This window comes from Streptomyces sp. NPDC048644 (assembly GCF_043199105.1).
GTDB lineage: Bacteria > Actinomycetota > Actinomycetes > Streptomycetales > Streptomycetaceae > Streptomyces.
On sequence record NZ_JBICVO010000002.1, the window covers coordinates 301,317 to 315,655 of the forward strand.

Annotated in this window: 13 protein-coding genes; 10 read left to right on the plus strand and 3 right to left on the minus strand. The window is 70.5% G+C overall.

Going from position 1 to position 14,339, the window contains the following annotated elements:
• Positions 1-20: 20 nt before the first annotated feature.
• The 3 genes from ACGFNI_RS05495 (at position 21) to ACGFNI_RS05505 (ending at position 2,890) form a co-directional block, all read left to right on the plus strand.
• Positions 21-920 carry an alpha/beta fold hydrolase gene (locus ACGFNI_RS05495; protein ID WP_393680830.1) on the plus strand — a complete coding sequence of 300 codons (900 nt, stop codon included), beginning with the start codon at positions 21-23 and terminating at the stop codon, positions 918-920.
• A gap of 174 nt (positions 921-1,094) precedes the next feature.
• Positions 1,095-1,850: an HAD family hydrolase gene (locus tag ACGFNI_RS05500; RefSeq protein ID WP_393680832.1), complete on the plus strand. Its 756-nt coding sequence runs from the start codon at positions 1,095-1,097 to the stop codon at positions 1,848-1,850.
• A gap of 392 nt (positions 1,851-2,242) precedes the next feature.
• Entirely contained in the window at positions 2,243-2,890 is a 648-nt protein-coding gene (locus ACGFNI_RS05505; protein WP_393680834.1) for a transglycosylase SLT domain-containing protein, read from the plus strand.
• Between the two features lie 159 nt (positions 2,891-3,049).
• Here ACGFNI_RS05505 and ACGFNI_RS05510 read toward each other — a convergent pair whose 3' ends face one another.
• Positions 3,050-3,229, minus strand: coding sequence for a hypothetical protein (locus ACGFNI_RS05510; protein WP_393680836.1), 180 nt, complete (start codon positions 3,227-3,229; stop codon positions 3,050-3,052).
• A 532-nt stretch (positions 3,230-3,761) separates the two neighbouring features.
• Here ACGFNI_RS05510 and ACGFNI_RS05515 point away from each other — a divergent pair.
• The 3 genes from ACGFNI_RS05515 (at position 3,762) to ACGFNI_RS05525 (ending at position 6,451) form a co-directional block, all read left to right on the plus strand.
• Positions 3,762-4,469: a transglycosylase SLT domain-containing protein gene (locus ACGFNI_RS05515; protein ID WP_393680838.1), complete on the plus strand. Its 708-nt coding sequence runs from the start codon at positions 3,762-3,764 to the stop codon at positions 4,467-4,469.
• Between the two features lie 360 nt (positions 4,470-4,829).
• On the plus strand, positions 4,830-5,687 hold the full coding sequence (locus ACGFNI_RS05520) for a lysozyme (protein ID WP_393680840.1): 858 nt from the start codon (positions 4,830-4,832) through the stop codon (positions 5,685-5,687).
• Between the two features lie 305 nt (positions 5,688-5,992).
• The gene (locus tag ACGFNI_RS05525; RefSeq protein ID WP_393680842.1) at positions 5,993-6,451 is read left to right on the plus strand and encodes a spore-associated protein A; all 459 of its coding nucleotides are present in this window, start codon (positions 5,993-5,995) and stop codon (positions 6,449-6,451) included.
• A 94-nt stretch (positions 6,452-6,545) separates the two neighbouring features.
• Here the strand turns inward: ACGFNI_RS05525 and ACGFNI_RS05530 are convergent, their stop codons facing one another.
• Positions 6,546-8,063: an SDR family oxidoreductase gene (locus tag ACGFNI_RS05530; RefSeq protein ID WP_393680844.1), complete on the minus strand. Its 1,518-nt coding sequence runs from the start codon at positions 8,061-8,063 to the stop codon at positions 6,546-6,548.
• A gap of 144 nt (positions 8,064-8,207) precedes the next feature.
• A complete protein-coding gene (locus tag ACGFNI_RS05535) occupies positions 8,208-9,302 on the minus strand; it encodes a LacI family DNA-binding transcriptional regulator (protein ID WP_393680845.1) in 1,095 nt (364 codons plus the stop codon).
• A 511-nt stretch (positions 9,303-9,813) separates the two neighbouring features.
• Between ACGFNI_RS05535 and ACGFNI_RS05540 the strand changes: the two genes are divergently transcribed.
• The 4 genes from ACGFNI_RS05540 to ACGFNI_RS05555 all read left to right on the plus strand — a co-directional run bounded on the left by ACGFNI_RS05540 (position 9,814) and on the right by ACGFNI_RS05555 (position 14,264).
• Positions 9,814-11,118, plus strand: coding sequence for an ABC transporter substrate-binding protein (locus tag ACGFNI_RS05540; protein WP_393680847.1), 1,305 nt, complete (start codon positions 9,814-9,816; stop codon positions 11,116-11,118).
• Positions 11,115-12,026, plus strand: a complete 912-nt coding sequence (locus ACGFNI_RS05545; RefSeq protein ID WP_393680849.1) for a carbohydrate ABC transporter permease — start codon at positions 11,115-11,117, stop codon at positions 12,024-12,026. Before ACGFNI_RS05540 ends, ACGFNI_RS05545 begins: the two co-directional genes overlap by 4 nt.
• The gene (locus tag ACGFNI_RS05550; RefSeq protein ID WP_393680851.1) at positions 12,023-12,925 is read left to right on the plus strand and encodes a carbohydrate ABC transporter permease; all 903 of its coding nucleotides are present in this window, start codon (positions 12,023-12,025) and stop codon (positions 12,923-12,925) included. Before ACGFNI_RS05545 ends, ACGFNI_RS05550 begins: the two co-directional genes overlap by 4 nt.
• 67 nt (positions 12,926-12,992) lie before the next feature.
• Positions 12,993-14,264, plus strand: a complete 1,272-nt coding sequence (locus ACGFNI_RS05555; RefSeq protein ID WP_393680853.1) for a glycosyl hydrolase — start codon at positions 12,993-12,995, stop codon at positions 14,262-14,264.
• Positions 14,265-14,339: the final 75 nt, after the last annotated feature.

A 14,339-nucleotide genomic window follows, 5' to 3' on the forward strand; every position in this document is an offset into this window, starting at 1 on the left:
ACCTCCCCAGAAGGAAAGCCATGTCCGAGGAAACGATCCGCTCCCTGTCGGTGAACGGGGTGCCCTACGCGTACCGCGTGCTGCGGCAGCCGGACGGGATCACCGAACCCGTGCTGGTGCTCGGCGGCGCACTACAGGGAATGTCCGACTGGCAGCAGATGGAAATGCGGCTGCGCCCGGTGGCAAGTGTGATCACCGCCGATCTGCCGGGCATGGGCAGCGCCGCCGCACTCCCGCCCGGTCCTGGCGTGGACCTGCTGTGCGCGGCGGTCGAGCGGATCATCAACGACCTCGACGTCCCGCGGATCAACCTGTTCGGCTTCTCCTACGGCGCGGGGATCGCCTTCGGCTGCGCCAGGCGCTTCCCCCGGCGGATCGCGCGGCTGGCGCTCGGCGGCACGCCGGTCCACATCGGTGCGGCGCAGACCGAGCGCTGGCAGCGGGCGCGCGAAGAACTGTCACGCGGTGCGGTCGACCGTTTCGCTTCGCTGATCGCCGACGGTCTGCTGTGCCCGGACGAGCAGCGGTTCATCACCCGCAGACGGCTCGCCCACCGCTATGTGCAGCGGGCCGTGCTGCACGCGGCCCGGCACGCACCGCACGCCGTCGACTCGTTGCTCCGCGCGCCGGCCAACCGCCCGGACTTCTCCGGCGGTCTGGCCGGGGTGCCCACCCTGGTCTTCAGCGGCGCGCACGACACGGTCACCTCCCCGGCCCGTCAGCGCCGCTTCGCCTGCACCCTCTCCGAAGGCCGGTTCCTCACCATCCCCGACACCGACCACTGGGTCGTCCTCGAACGCCCGCAGGCCGTCGCGGACTTGACGGCCCGTTTCTTCACGGACGGCCCCCTGTCCTCGGCCCCCGGCCTGGCCCCGGCCACCCGCGAGGAAGAACCGGCCGATGGGACCGCGTACGCGTGAGGGGGGCGTACGCGTCGTCCCCGTGACAGTCCTTACCCGTGCGTGAATCGGGCGCTGCCGCCGCGTGCACAGCGGGCCGGCCGGTCGGCGTCCCGCGCCATTCCCGGTCCCCGGAAGCCGGACGGATTCGGCCGGGCGGGCCCGCGCCCGGCCCGTATCCGGTAGGAAGTCCGCATGACGTCCGGACCGGAAGACCGCATGCCGTACAGCCCCGTCTGCGGACCGGAAGGGCCGATCAGGCCCGCGGTCGCCGCGCCGCGGCCCGCCCCGGTGCGCGCGGTGCTCTTCGACTTCTCCGGCACGCTCTTCCAGATCGCGTCCTACGCCGACCGCATCCGCGCCGCCCTGCCCCACCCCGTCGGCGACCACGCCATGGACGCCCTGCTCACCGGGCTGGAGGCGGGGCTTTCGGATCCGGAGGTGGCAGCGGCCCAGCACGGCCGGGACGTGTCGGCGGCTGCCCACCGGCGCGCCTTCACCACCTGGTACGGGTCCGTGCCCGCCCTCGCGCCGTATGCCGGGGCGCTGTACGAACAGCTGCGGACGCCCGCGCACTGGCTGCCGTACGCCGACGCCGGGGAAGCACTCGCCGGGCTGGCGGACCGCGGCATCGCGGTCGGAGTGGTGAGCGATGTGGGGTGGGACCTGCGGCCCACCTTCGCGCGGCACCGGCTCGACGGGTACATCGGCGCCTGGGTCCACTCCTACGAGCACCGCACGGAGAAGCCGGATCCGCTCCTGTTCCGCCACGCCTGCCGACTGCTGGACGTCGAGCCCGGACAGACCTTGATGGTCGGTGATCATCCGGCCAAGGACGGCGGCGGCGCGGGCGCGGGTCTGCGGTCCTATGTACTGCCGAGCGGCGCGACGCCTGGTTGCCGGCGCGGCCTGGACGCAGTTCTGCGCCTGGTGGGGCCGGCCGTGGCCTGACCAGGGCCGCGGTGCGTCCCCGCGCGCCATCTTCCGTGTGACCCAGGCAACTTCGACGCCGTCCCGTTGGCCCGCGACTCCGATGTTCCGGGCGCCGTTGGGTGATGCCGGGCACAGGGTGCACGTCACGTACGAGCCGTCGTAGTCGAGGCGTGTCCGCTCAACCGTGCTGAAAAACAGTCACAACATCGGGCATTTCGGCGGATCTCACGATGAGGGGTAGTACACCCCATCATTGCCACCGCTCCGGGGCCGCGTTAACCATTACTCGGGTAGCACCGAGAACGTGCCGAAAAGGCTCCTCCCCGTGGCGAGCGAGCGCGGCCAGACCTCGGTCACACGCGCCGCCGAAGGCCGCTCCCCCGCACACCACCCGGAAGAGGTCACCCCGCATGCCCAGCTTCACCCTGCTCCGCAACGCCCGCATCACCCGCACCCACAAGATCGCCGTCGCCGTCCTCGCCACCGCCGGCGCCACCACCGCCCTCACCGTCACCGCATCCCCCGGCGACGCCCAGGCCACCAGCAGCGCACACGCCCCCGCCGCGGTGAAGCCCGTCAGCGCCAACGGCCTGCCCGCCAAGGCCCAGACCGGCAAGAGCGCGGACTCGACGTCCGCAGTGTCGTCCGTCGCCGACACGCTCAAGGTGACCGCTGTCGGCAAGCAGCACAGCGCCCAGCAGGCCGCCGAGCGCAAGGCCGCGGCGCCGAAGCAGTACAAGAACAACCTCGACGGCTGGATCCGCCAGTCCCTCGACATCATGGAGAGCAAGGGCATACCCGGCTCCTACAACGGCCTCCACCGCAACATCATGCGCGAGTCCTCCGGCAACCCCAACGCCGTCAACAACTGGGACATCAACGCCATCAACGGCATCCCCTCCAAGGGACTCCTCCAGGTCATCCAGCCCACCTTCGACACCTACCACGTCAAGGGCACCCCCCATAAGCTCACCGACCCCATCGCCAACATCACCGCCGCAGCCAACTACGCAGCACACCGCTACGGCTCCATCGACAACGTCAACTCCGCCTACTGAGCCGGAACATGACGGCCGGCGCGTACGGCGCCGGCACTTGGCGAAGGCCGGCCGGACGTGCCGGTACGGCAGCGTCGACCCGACGAGGGCCCTGCCCGCTTCCCGCGGACAGGGCCCTCGTCATGTCTGCGTCCGGCCGGCGGGCCGGGCGCCCGGAGGTCAGCGCAAGGCGCCTCCCGGCAACGGCCCTCCGAGAAGGGCGCCGACGACGCCCCCCGCGAACTCCAGGCCGGCCTTCTCCTTGGGCGTGAGCTCGTGGTCGTCGGCGGACGCCGTACCGGAGGCGAGTACTCCGGCGGCCAGCACACCCGCGACGACGACGGCGAGGCGACGGTACATATGCGGTTCCTTACGGTGAGTGACTCCCAGTGGGGCTCTCACCCTCGGGGAACCCCCGCCGGCGCGGCCACCCGACAGCCCGCGCACCGCTACGAACGGCCCACCGGCTCCGCCACAACGGACGCCGCACACGGCCGCACCCCCGGGGCAGCACTCCCGGTCACCCCCGGACTCCTCCCGCGCACCCCTCCGCCTCCTGTGAGCCACGCAACTCCAAGGGGCCGCGGACCAGGGGTCCGGGGTGATGCCCGGCACAGGACGTGCGTCACGTACGAGCACGCCTAGTCGATGCCACCCCGCTCCCCCACTGGGGAAAACGGTCACAACATCGGGCATTTCGGTGGATCTGACGATGAGGGGTAGTACAACCCATCATTGCCACCGCTCCGGGGCCGCGTTAACCATTACTCGGGTAGCACCGAGAACGTGCCGAAAAGGCTCCTCCCCGTGGCGAGCGAGCGCGGCCAGACCTCGGTCACACGCGCCGCCGAAGGCCGCTCCCCCGCACACCACCCGGAAGAGGTCACCCCGCATGCCCAGCTTCACCCTGCTCCGCAACGCCCGCATCACCCGCACCCACAAGATCGCCGTCGCCGTCCTCGCCACCGCCGGCGCCACCACCGCCCTCACCGTCACCGCATCCCCCGGCGACGCCCAGGCCACCAGCAGCGCACACGCCCCCGCCGCGGTGAAGCCCGTCAGCGCCAACGGCCTGCCCGCCAAGGCCCAGACCGGCAAGGACACGGCCGCGAAGAGCGCGAAGGCCGCGGGCGAGACCACCGCTTCGGTGGCCGACCGGCTCAAGGTGACCGCCATCGCCGAGCAGGGCCACACCGCCCAGCAGGCCGCCAACCGCTCCCTGGAGCGCAAGGCGCTCGCCGCGCCGAAGGCTGCCCCGAAGGCCGCGCCGAAGCAGTACAAGAACAACCTCGACGGCTGGATCCGCCAGTCCCTCGACATCATGGAGAGCAAGGGCATACCCGGCTCCTACAACGGCCTCCACCGCAACATCATGCGCGAGTCCTCCGGCAACCCCAACGCCGTCAACAACTGGGACATCAACGCCATCAACGGCATCCCCTCCAAGGGACTCCTCCAGGTCATCCAGCCCACCTTCGACACCTACCACGTCAAGGGCACCCCCCATAAGCTCACCGACCCCATCGCCAACATCACCGCCGCAGCCAACTACGCAGCACACCGCTACGGCTCCATCGACAACGTCAACTCCGCCTACTGAGCTGACGCGGCACTCCGGCACCGCGGCGATGCGGTACGGATGCGAGGCACCGGTGAGGCGGCGCACCACGAGATGACGCCCTCACCACCGAACTGACGGATGCGGCGACTGGCGCGTGCGCCGCTGCGCAGGCAAGCGGGCCCCGGCACCACGGGGCCCGCTTTCGCGTTCCCAGGTGCGCCGCGAGGAGCGCGCCACCGGGCCGTTGTGGCGCCGGACGGGTGACACCGTCCGGCCGGACGGGGGCCTGAAGGTCTGTCGGGTCATAGGAGCGAGCGGTGCAGCGTATATGTCTCCTTATCGGCAGGAATCTGCTCAAAATCTGCCGCACCGCCAACCGATGGCCTTCGGAGGTACCCGATGCCCCTGCGCAGATCCGGTCCGGCCCGTCGCACCTTCCCCGCCGCGGCCGGAACGCTCCTCTCCCTCTCCGCGCTCGTCCTGCCACTCGCCCTGCCCGGCACCGCCGCGGCGGCCGGGGGCGGTAAGGAACCCGCCCACCCCGAGCAGGACTGGATGGGCTCCACGATCGCCGCCCACGAGGGCGTCGACCGCGCCGGTGGCTCCGATACGCAGGCGTCCCCCTCGGCGTCGTCGGTCGAAGGTGTCGACGTCTCCAGCCACAACGGCAACGTCGGCTGGTCCGCACTGCGCACCAGTGGCGTGCGCTTCGCGTACGTCAAGGCCACCGAGGGGACCACCTACAAGAATCCGTACTTCACCCAGCAGTACCGGGGCTCGTACGACGCCGACATCATCCACGGCGCGTACCACTTCGCGCTGCCCGACCACTCCAGCGGTGCGTCGCAGGCGACGTACTTCGCCGGGCACGGCGGCGCGTGGTCGAAGGACGGCAAGACGCTGCCCGGGGCGCTCGACATGGAGTACAACCCCTACGGGGAGACCTGCTACGGCAAGAGCACTTCGGCGATGATCCAGTGGATCGCCGACTTCGTGACCACGTACCGGGCGAAGACCGGGCGGGACGCGGTCATCTACACCTCCACCAACTGGTGGACGAAGTGCACCGGGAACTCCAGCAAGTTCGGCAAGACGAATCCGCTGTGGGTGCCGCGCTACGGCTCGTCCGTCGGGACGCTCCCGGCAGGGTGGCCGTACCAGACGATCTGGCAGTACACCTCCACCGGGCCGACGGTCGGCGACCACAACCGCTTCAACGGATCGCTCACCCGCCTCAAGGCACTCGCCAACGGCTGACCCGCCCGCGGGAGCAGCTGCCGACGGCCGGTCCCCGGCGCCGCACCAGGCGCCGGGGACCGGCCGTTGCCGTGCCCCGTGACCGTCTGCGAAAAAATTTCGACAACCCCGTTCGAGGAGCGGGGAATTGGCGGTGAAGTGCGGCAACAGGACTTTTTCCGGGGCGGTTTGACGCCGGGCGAGTGGCTTGTTCGAACGGGGTGCGGGAAGTTCACCCACGGCCGGTACAACCTTCTCCGTACGAGCGTCGTCCAACACTGTGCAATGACCACGCGAAGGACACCACCTCTGACGGGGGTATTCCCATGAAGCGTTCTCGTGCCATCGCAGGTTCGGCCGTGCTGGCAGTGGCGGGTCTGGCCACGATGGCCGGCGCCACCAGTGCGTCGGCCACACCCGCACGTGCCGCGTCGGCGGCTTACAACGGAGCCTGTGGAAGCGGCTACAGCGTAGTGAATTCCGCGGAGATCTCCGGAAAGGGAACGGTGTTTCTCACCTACAGCGGAAAGACGGGTAAGAACTGTGTCGTGACGGTGCGGAACACCACAGGAAAGCCGGTATCCATCTATACCTATCTCGGGCCGACCGACGGGAGTTCCGACACGGTCTTCGACAGCGGGCTTTACACCAGTTATGCGGGCCCGGTGTATTTGCTCGCGAAGGGCCGTTGTGTGGATTGGGGCGGCACGATCGAAAACGTCAGTGTCAGCGTCAACGGCTCGAACTGCGGTCGGCTGGCGGCCGGTACGGTGACCCACCACTGAGCAGCGCGCACGGCGGATTCCGGGCCGGGTGCCCGGGATCCGCCGTTTTTGCATGGCGACGTGTGTATGGCGAGCTGCGACGTGGCCGGTCGTCTCAAGGGGCGGGCGGTTCCGGCGCCATCTCCGCGGTCCTGGCGATGTTGCGGGCCATGCCGCCGAACACCGCTGCGTGGAACGGGGAAACCGCCCGCCAGTAGGCGTGCCCGGCCAGGCCGTGCGGGTGGAACAGGGCCCGCTGACAATAGACCGTACGGCCGTGGGTGTCGTGGCCGACGGCCAACTCCAGCCAGGCCAGGCCCGGTAGCCGCATTTCGGCGCGGAGCCGGAGCAGCCGGCCGGGCACGATCTCCTCGACGCGCCAGAAGTCCAGGGCGTCGCCGACCCGCAGCCGGCCCGCGTCACGTCTGCCGCGCCGCAGCCCCACCCCGCCGACGATCCGGTCGAGCCAGCCGCGCGCCGCCCAGGCCAGGCCCGACGAGTACCAGCCGTGTTCGCCGCCGATGCCTTCCACCACCCGCCACAGCGCCTCGGGGGCGGCGTCCACCCGCCGTGCGCGGCGGTCGGTGTAGAGGGAGCCGCCCGCCCAGTCGGGGTCGGTGGGCAGCGGGTCGCTCGGTGCGCCCGGCACCGCGGCGCTGGACCAGCGGGTGGCGACCTCGGCCTCGCGGATCCGCCGCAGTGCCAGGTCCAGTGCGTCGTCGAAGGGGATGGGGCGGCCCGGCTGGTCGGGTACGTAGCGGGCGATGTCGTGCTCCTGGCAGACGACTTCGTGCCGCAGCGACTCGGCGAGCGGCCTGGCCAGGGCGCCGGGCACCGGTGTGACCAGCCCGACCCAGCGGCTGGACAGGCCCGGTGTGAGCATCGGCACGGGGAGGATGAGCCGCTCCGGGAGGCCGGCGACGCGGGCGTAGCGCTGCATCATGTCGCGGTAGGTGAGCACGTCGGGGCCACCGATGTCGAAGGCCCGCGAGACGTCGTCCGGCAGGCCGGCGCAGCCCACCAGGTAGCGCAGCACGTCGCGGATGGCGATGGGCTGGATGCGGGTGCGTACCCAGCTGGGCGTCACCATCACGGGGAGGCGTTCGGCGAGGTAGCGCAGCATCTCGAACGAGGCGGAGCCGGAGCCGATGATGACGGCGGCGCGCAGCACGGCGGTGGGGACGCCGGATGCCAGGAGGATGTCGGCGACCTCGGCGCGGGAGCGGAGGTGGGGCGAGAGTTCCTGCTGCGGTACGCCGTCGGGGGTCAGGCCGCCGAGGTAGACGAGGCGGCGGACACCGGCGGCGCGGGCCTGTTCGGCGAAGATCCGGGCGGCCCTGCGGTCGGTCTCCTCGAAGTCGCGGCCGGTGCCGATGGCGTGCACCAGGTAGTAGGCGGTGTCGACGCCGTCCAGGGCGGCGCGGACCGATGCGGCGTCGGTGACGTCCCCGCGGCACGCCTCGGTCCGGCCGGCCCAGGGGTGGTCGCGCAGCTTCTCCGGGCTTCTGGCGAGCGTGCGTACGGCGTATCCGGCGGCCAGGAGTTCGGGGGCGAGCCGGCCGCCGATGTAGCCGGTCGCGCCGGTGACCAGGGCGAGGGGGCGGGCCGCGGGTGACGGCTCGGTCTGGGCCATGCGGGCGGTCTCCTCCGTGGGGCATGGCGGCCGTGCGCTGGGCGGCCGTCGATAAAGGGCATATGGGGACGATACGCCTCCGTGGTGTCATCGACAGCTCCGTCTGGCCAGGGGCGGAGCGTGCTGTGGGCGGCGGACCCAGGGCTACGGCGCGTCCGGTGTGCCGGTGCTCTCGCGGGCTTCCAGGTGCGGGAGTTCGCCGTGCACGGTGCGTGGCGGGCCGCCGTCGATGACGGCGAGGAGTTCCTGGGCGGCGAGCCGGCCGAAGCCTGGGGTGTCGCGGACCAGGGCGGTGAGCTGAGGGTGGGTGACGCGGCACAGGGCCGAGTCGTCCCAGGCCACGATCGACAGGCCGCCCGGGACGGAGATGCCGCGGCCCGCCGCCACCGAGGCGCCGGCCACGGCCATCACGTCGTTGTCGTAGATGATCGCCGTGGGTGGCTCGGCGGTCTCCAGGATGCGGCGGGTGGCTTCGGCGCCCTCCGCGTCGGAGTAGTCGGTGGTCACCGAGCGGACCTGGTGCGGGCCGAGGCCGCGGCGGTCCGCTTCGGTGCGCAGGGAGTGGATACGGCGCGCGGTGTGGGCCAGTCCCGGCAGGCCGGCGACGTGCACGATCCGGCGGTGGCCGAGGCCGTGGAGGTGGTCGATGACCCTGGCCATGGCCTTGGAGTCGTCGGCCCAGACCGTGGAGACCTGCGGGGGTTCGGCGGCGGTGGCCGCGCCGGGGGGTGCCTGGTCGGGGAGGCCGCCGACGACGACGGCCGGCAGGCCGAGTGAGGCGAGCAGGCCGGGGCGCGGGTCCTCGGTGCGGGGGTCGACGACGAGGACGCCGTCCACCCGGCGTTCGGCCCACCAGCGGCGGTAGAGGGCGCATTCCGTTTCCAGGTCCTCGACCACCTGGAAGAGCAGCGCGGTCCGGCGTGCCGAGAGGACTTCCTGGATGCCGGAGACCAGTTGGAGGAAGAAGGATTCGACCCCGAGTGTGCTGGCCGGGCGGGCGAGTACCAGGCCCGCGCTGCCCGCGCGTTCGCCGGAGAGCGCGCGGGCCGCGCTGTTGGCCTGCCAGCCCAGCTCTTCGGCCACGCGGCGGATCCGGGCGCGGGTGTCCCGGGAGACGCCGGGGCGGTCGTTGAGCGCGAACGAGACGGCGCTCTCCGAGACCCCGGCGCGGCGCGCGATGTCCTTGATCGTCGGCCGCCTGGCGGGTTTGCGGCGGGCGGCCTCGCCTGGCGCTGTCATGACGGGCTCTCCTCGTGCGGTGGTCTCGCTCGCCTCGTCGCGGTGGCCGCAGCGGCGTGCCAGGCGGTGCGGGTGCCTCTCGCGTGCTGCTTCCTAAACCGCATTAGTGCCGTCAGTCTGATCACTGGGGCGAGGTGTGTCAATCGGCGGCTCCAGGGCTTTCCCCCGCGCTCCACATGTCGGCGTTCGACGGTTGTTTCCGCAGGTCAGGGCGGGTGAATACGACTTCCCGCGACCCTCCGCTGGGCCGATTCCGGTGCGGGTATTGACACTCACTAAATCGCATTAGTACCGTCTGCCGCATCATCGCACCGAGGCTCGCGTTAACGGTCGGCCGGTGCGTTGAAGGGGCACGGCACAGTTGTTGATTTCCGTGTGTCCGGGGCAGGAAGCGGCATCCAGCGGCAGCGCGTGGATGCCAAAAAAGTCCGCTCCGGAAGCACGCCCTGTCGCATCCGGCTGCCGCAATGATTCGCCCTGTTTCTGGTCCGAGAAGAGGAGCCAGCCAGCCATGCGTATATCCCGCCGAGCAGCCGCGTCCGCCGCGGCACTGGTCACATCGGCGCTCGCCCTGACCGCGTGCGGGGCCTCGGGAGATTCCGGCGCTTCGGACAGCGCGACGGGAAAGGTCGAGGGTCGGGTGACCTTCCAGACCTGGAATCTCAAGGCCAATTTCAAGGACTACTTCGAAGGGCTCATCGCGGACTTCGAGAAGAAGTATCCGGACGCCGAGGTCAGTTGGGTGGATCAGCCGGCCGAAGGCTATCCGGACAAGCTCAGCGCGGACGCGGCGGGCGGCACGCTCCCCGATGTGGTCAATGTGTCACCGGACCTCGCCTATCCGCTGGCCAAGGCTGGTATCGCGCTCGATCTGCACAAGGCGGCGGGAAAGTACAAGGACGAGTATCTGGCGGGTGCCTGGAAGAGCTACGAGATGCCGGGCATGGCGGGTGTCTATGCATTCCCCTGGTATTTGAACACCGGCCCGATGTTCTACAACAAGGCGCTCTTCAAGAAGGCGGGGCTCGATCCCGAGAAGCCGCCGACGACGTACGGAAAGCTCTTCGCGGACGCCCTGACGATGGCGAAGAAGAGCGACGGGAAGATCGCGATGCTGGCGAGCACCCCGTCGATCGAGGACTTCGGGCGCTACGGCGTACGGCTCATGAACGCGCAGGGCACCGCCTTCACCTTCAATGAGCCGAAGGGTGTCGAACTGCTCGGGCATTACCGGGAGTTGTACAAGGCGGGCGCGCTGGATTCGCAGGCCCTGACCGCCGTCGCCGAGTCCGCGGGGCGCAAGTTCCAGCAGCAGTCCGTGGCGATGAACCCGGGCAGTGCGCTGGATCTGGGGAACTTCAAGAGGGAGGCGCCGAGCCTCTACAAGAACATCGGGATCACGGACACGGTCAACAACACCGGCAAGGCCAATATGTACGTCCAGGGCCTGATGGTGAACGCGCAGAGCAAGGTCAAACCGGCCGCGGTGGCGTTCGCCCACTTCGTCACGGACCGCAAGAACCAGATGGACTTCGCGAAGCGGGTGGCGATCTTCCCGAGCACCGAGGGTTCGCTCGGCGATCCGTACTTCACCAAGGAGGACGGCACCGACGCGACCCGGGTACGCATCGCGTCCGCCACGTCCCTTGGCAGCGCGGTGAATTACACGCCGGTGCTGATCAGCGACCAGATGAAGACCGTGCTGCGCAACGCCGTCGCGAAGGCGGTGCAGGGCAAGGAGTCGCCCAAGGCCGCGCTCGACGGTGCGGTCGACGAGTGCAACCGGCTGCTCACGACCGGTGCGGGCGCACGGTGACGACCGGCACGGCCCGAGCGCCGAAGGTGCCGGGGGCCGTCCGCAGGCATCTGCCCACCAGCCCCTGGCTGTTCCTCGCCCCCGGGCTGCTGATCGTCGCCGGGTTCAGCCTGTATCCGTTCCTGAGCACGGTGGTGAATTCCTTCACCGACTCCCGCACGCTCGTCGCGGGGCAGTACGTGGGCGGCGCCAATTACCAGGAGCTGATCCATGACGCGATGTTCTGGACCGGCCTGCGCAACAGCCTGCTGTACGTCCTGGGGGTCGTGCCGCTGCTGGTGATCCTGCCGCTGCTGCTGGCCCTGCTCGTCCAGGGGCGCTTCCCCGGGATCACGTTCTTCCGTGCCGCGTTCTACACGCCGGTGGTGGCGTCCGTCGTGGTGGTAGGGCTGATCTGGGTGTGGCTGCTGGACGACCGCGGGCTGATCAACGCCGTGCTGGAGGCGGTCGGCTTCGGCAAGGTCGGCTTCCTCAGCGATCCGTGGCTGCTGCTGCTCAGCGCGATGGCGGTCACGGTCTGGAAGGGCCTCGGCTATTACATGATCGTTTATCTGGCGGCGCTGGCCAACGTCCCGCGCGAACTGCACGAGGCGTGCGCCGTCGACGGCGCGGGGGCGGTGCGCCGCTTCTGGACGGTCACCGTCCCCGCGGTGCGCTCCACGATGGTGCTGGTGGCCGCGCTCGCCTCGGTCGGCGCCTTCAAGGTGTTCTCCGAGGTCTATCTGATGGCCGGTCCGACCGGCGGCCCCGGTGGCGAGGACACCACGCTGGTGATGCTGGTCCAGCAGGTCGGCACGGGTCTCAACGGCCGGGTCGGCTATGCGTCGGCGCTGTCCGTCGTGGTGTTCGTGATCACGCTGGGGCTGATGCTGCTGGTGCTGCGCGCCAACCGCAAGGAGGACGCATGAGTGTCACGGCAGGACAGCAGCGGCGGGCCGCGCCGGACGACGACGGCCGGGCACGGCGCGGCAGGAGCGGCCGGCGGACACCGGTGTGGCAATGGGTACTGCGGTACCTGCTGCTGCTCGCCGTGCTGGCGCTGACCGTGGGGCCGTTCCTGTGGCAGCTGTCCACCTCGCTCAAGGGGGCGGGCGAGGACATCTACCGCTATCCGCCGAGCCTGGTACCGCACGCGGCGACGCTGGACAACTACGCCGGTGTCGCAAAGATCATCCCGGTCTGGGACTTCGCGCTGAACTCCCTGAAGGTCGCGGTCGCCAACGTCCTGACGAACTGTCTGGGCGCGGCGCTGGCGGGCTACGCGCTGGCCCGGATGAAGTTCCGCGGCCGGAAGGCCGCACTCGTCGTCTTCCTCATGGCGATGCTGGTGCCGGTGGAGAGCATCATGATCGCCCAGTTCGTGACGATGCGGGAACTCCAGCTCAACAACACCCTCATCGGGGTGCTGCTGCCCGCCTGCATCGGCGCCATGAACGTGCTGCTGATGCGGAACGCCTTCGCCGCGCTGCCCTACGAGGTGGAGGAGGCGGCGTTCGTCGACGGTGCCAACGCCTGGCAGCGGTTCCTGCGGATCGCGCTGCCTTCGGTCAAGGGCACCCTGGCGGTGGTGGCGATCTTCGCCTTCATGGGGGCGTGGGACGACTTCCTGTGGCCGCTGATCGTGCTCAGCGACCAGTCGAAGTTCACCCTGACGATCGGCCTGAACTTCCTGCACGGCACCTTCGCGAACAATCAGCGCCTGGTCGCGGCCGGCACCGTCATCGCCGTGCTCCCCCTGATCGTGTTGTTCGCCTGTCTCCAGCGTTTCTTCTTCCGCGGTGTCGGCGAGGGTGCGGTCAAGGGCTGAAGCCCGCAGAACCACCGGCCGCTCCCCCGCCCGTGCCGTCCGCCGCCTCTCACCCACAGGGACCGCTATGCCCGAGCAGGACCCCGCCCACCGCCCGCTCCGCTTCGGCGTCAACTACACACCCGCCCAAGGGTGGTTCCACCACTGGCTGGACTTCGACCTGGACGCGGTACGCGCCGACCTCGACGCCGTCGCCGCCCTCGGCCTCGACCACGTCCGGGTCTTCCCGCTCTGGCCGGTGTTCCAGCCCAACCGCACCCTGATCCGGCCGGCCGCCGTCGAGCAGTTGGTACGGCTGGCGGACGCCGCGGCCGAACGCGGCCTCGACGTCAACGTCGACGGTCTCCAGGGCCACCTGTCGAGCTTCGACTTCCTGCCCGCCTGGACGCAGACCTGGCACCGCCGCAACCTCTTCACCGACCCGGACGTCCTGTCGGGCCAGGAGGAATACCTGCGCACGCTGGCCGCGGCGCTCGCCGGCCGGCCCAACTTCCTCGGCATGACGCTGGGCAACGAGATCAACCAGTTCTCGGACGGCCCGCATCCCGACCCTGACCTGATCACCGAGGCGCAGGCAGGGGCGTGGCTCGACCGGATGCTGGCGGCCTGCGAGCGGGGCGCCCCCGGCCGGATGCATCTGCACGCCGCCTACGACGCCGCCTGGTACCGCGACGAACACCCCTTCACCCCGGCGCACGCCGCCCGGCGCGGTGCCGTGACGGCCGTGCACTCCTGGGTGTTCAACGGCACCGCGCAGCGGCACGGTCCGACGGGCACCGCGACGGAGCAGCACGCGGCCTATCTGATCGAGCTGTCGAAGGCGTGGGCGAGCGATCCGCACCGCCCGGTGTGGCTCCAGGAAGTCGGCGCCCCCGCCCCGCACATCCCCGAGGATCAGGCGGCACGGTTCACGGATGCCACCGTCCGCAACGCCCTGGACTGCCCGGACGTGTGGGGCGTGACGTGGTGGTGCTCGCACGACGTGTCCCGGTCGCTGGCGGACTTTCCCGCTCTTGAGTACGACCTCGGCCTGCTCGGAAACGACGGGACGGTCAAGCCGGCGGCCAAGGCGCTCGCCGCGCTGGCCGGCGAGTGGGGCGGGCGGGTGCACCGGCCCGCGGCGCGCACCACCGCCCTCGCCGTGGACGCGGGCGACGCGGACGCGGCCCCCCGCCGCTCGGTGTGCGCGCCCGGCGGCGACGTCTTCGAAGCCTGGGCGCGGCTGGCCGGTCAAGGGCTGCGGCCCGCTCTCGTACTGGCCGAACGCGCCGATGACGTAGAGCATTTGGCGGCACGTGGCATCACCGAGGTCCGTACGCCGCAGGAGGTACTGGCGTGACCCGGTCCCGGCGGTCCCGGCCGCCGGGATCCGGGCGGTACCAGGGCCACGGCCGTCCCACCCGTTCACCGTCCG

Bases quoted from the DNA above. Each gene is read 5' to 3' on its own strand.
- ACGFNI_RS05495 (WP_393680830.1), top strand. From the start codon at position 21: ATGTCCGAGGAAACGATCCGCTCCCTGTCGGTGAACGGGGTGCCCTAC.
- ACGFNI_RS05500 (WP_393680832.1), top strand. From the start codon at position 1,095: ATGACGTCCGGACCGGAAGACCGCATGCCGTACAGCCCCGTCTGCGGA.
- ACGFNI_RS05505 (WP_393680834.1), top strand. From the start codon at position 2,243: ATGCCCAGCTTCACCCTGCTCCGCAACGCCCGCATCACCCGCACCCAC.
- ACGFNI_RS05510 (WP_393680836.1), bottom strand. From the start codon at position 3,229: ATGTACCGTCGCCTCGCCGTCGTCGTCGCGGGTGTGCTGGCCGCCGGA.
- ACGFNI_RS05515 (WP_393680838.1), top strand. From the start codon at position 3,762: ATGCCCAGCTTCACCCTGCTCCGCAACGCCCGCATCACCCGCACCCAC.
- ACGFNI_RS05520 (WP_393680840.1), top strand. From the start codon at position 4,830: ATGCCCCTGCGCAGATCCGGTCCGGCCCGTCGCACCTTCCCCGCCGCG.
- ACGFNI_RS05525 (WP_393680842.1), top strand. From the start codon at position 5,993: ATGAAGCGTTCTCGTGCCATCGCAGGTTCGGCCGTGCTGGCAGTGGCG.
- ACGFNI_RS05530 (WP_393680844.1), bottom strand. From the start codon at position 8,063: ATGGCCCAGACCGAGCCGTCACCCGCGGCCCGCCCCCTCGCCCTGGTC.
- ACGFNI_RS05535 (WP_393680845.1), bottom strand. From the start codon at position 9,302: ATGACAGCGCCAGGCGAGGCCGCCCGCCGCAAACCCGCCAGGCGGCCG.
- ACGFNI_RS05540 (WP_393680847.1), top strand. From the start codon at position 9,814: ATGCGTATATCCCGCCGAGCAGCCGCGTCCGCCGCGGCACTGGTCACA.
- ACGFNI_RS05550 (WP_393680851.1), top strand. From the start codon at position 12,023: ATGAGTGTCACGGCAGGACAGCAGCGGCGGGCCGCGCCGGACGACGAC.
- ACGFNI_RS05555 (WP_393680853.1), top strand. From the start codon at position 12,993: ATGCCCGAGCAGGACCCCGCCCACCGCCCGCTCCGCTTCGGCGTCAAC.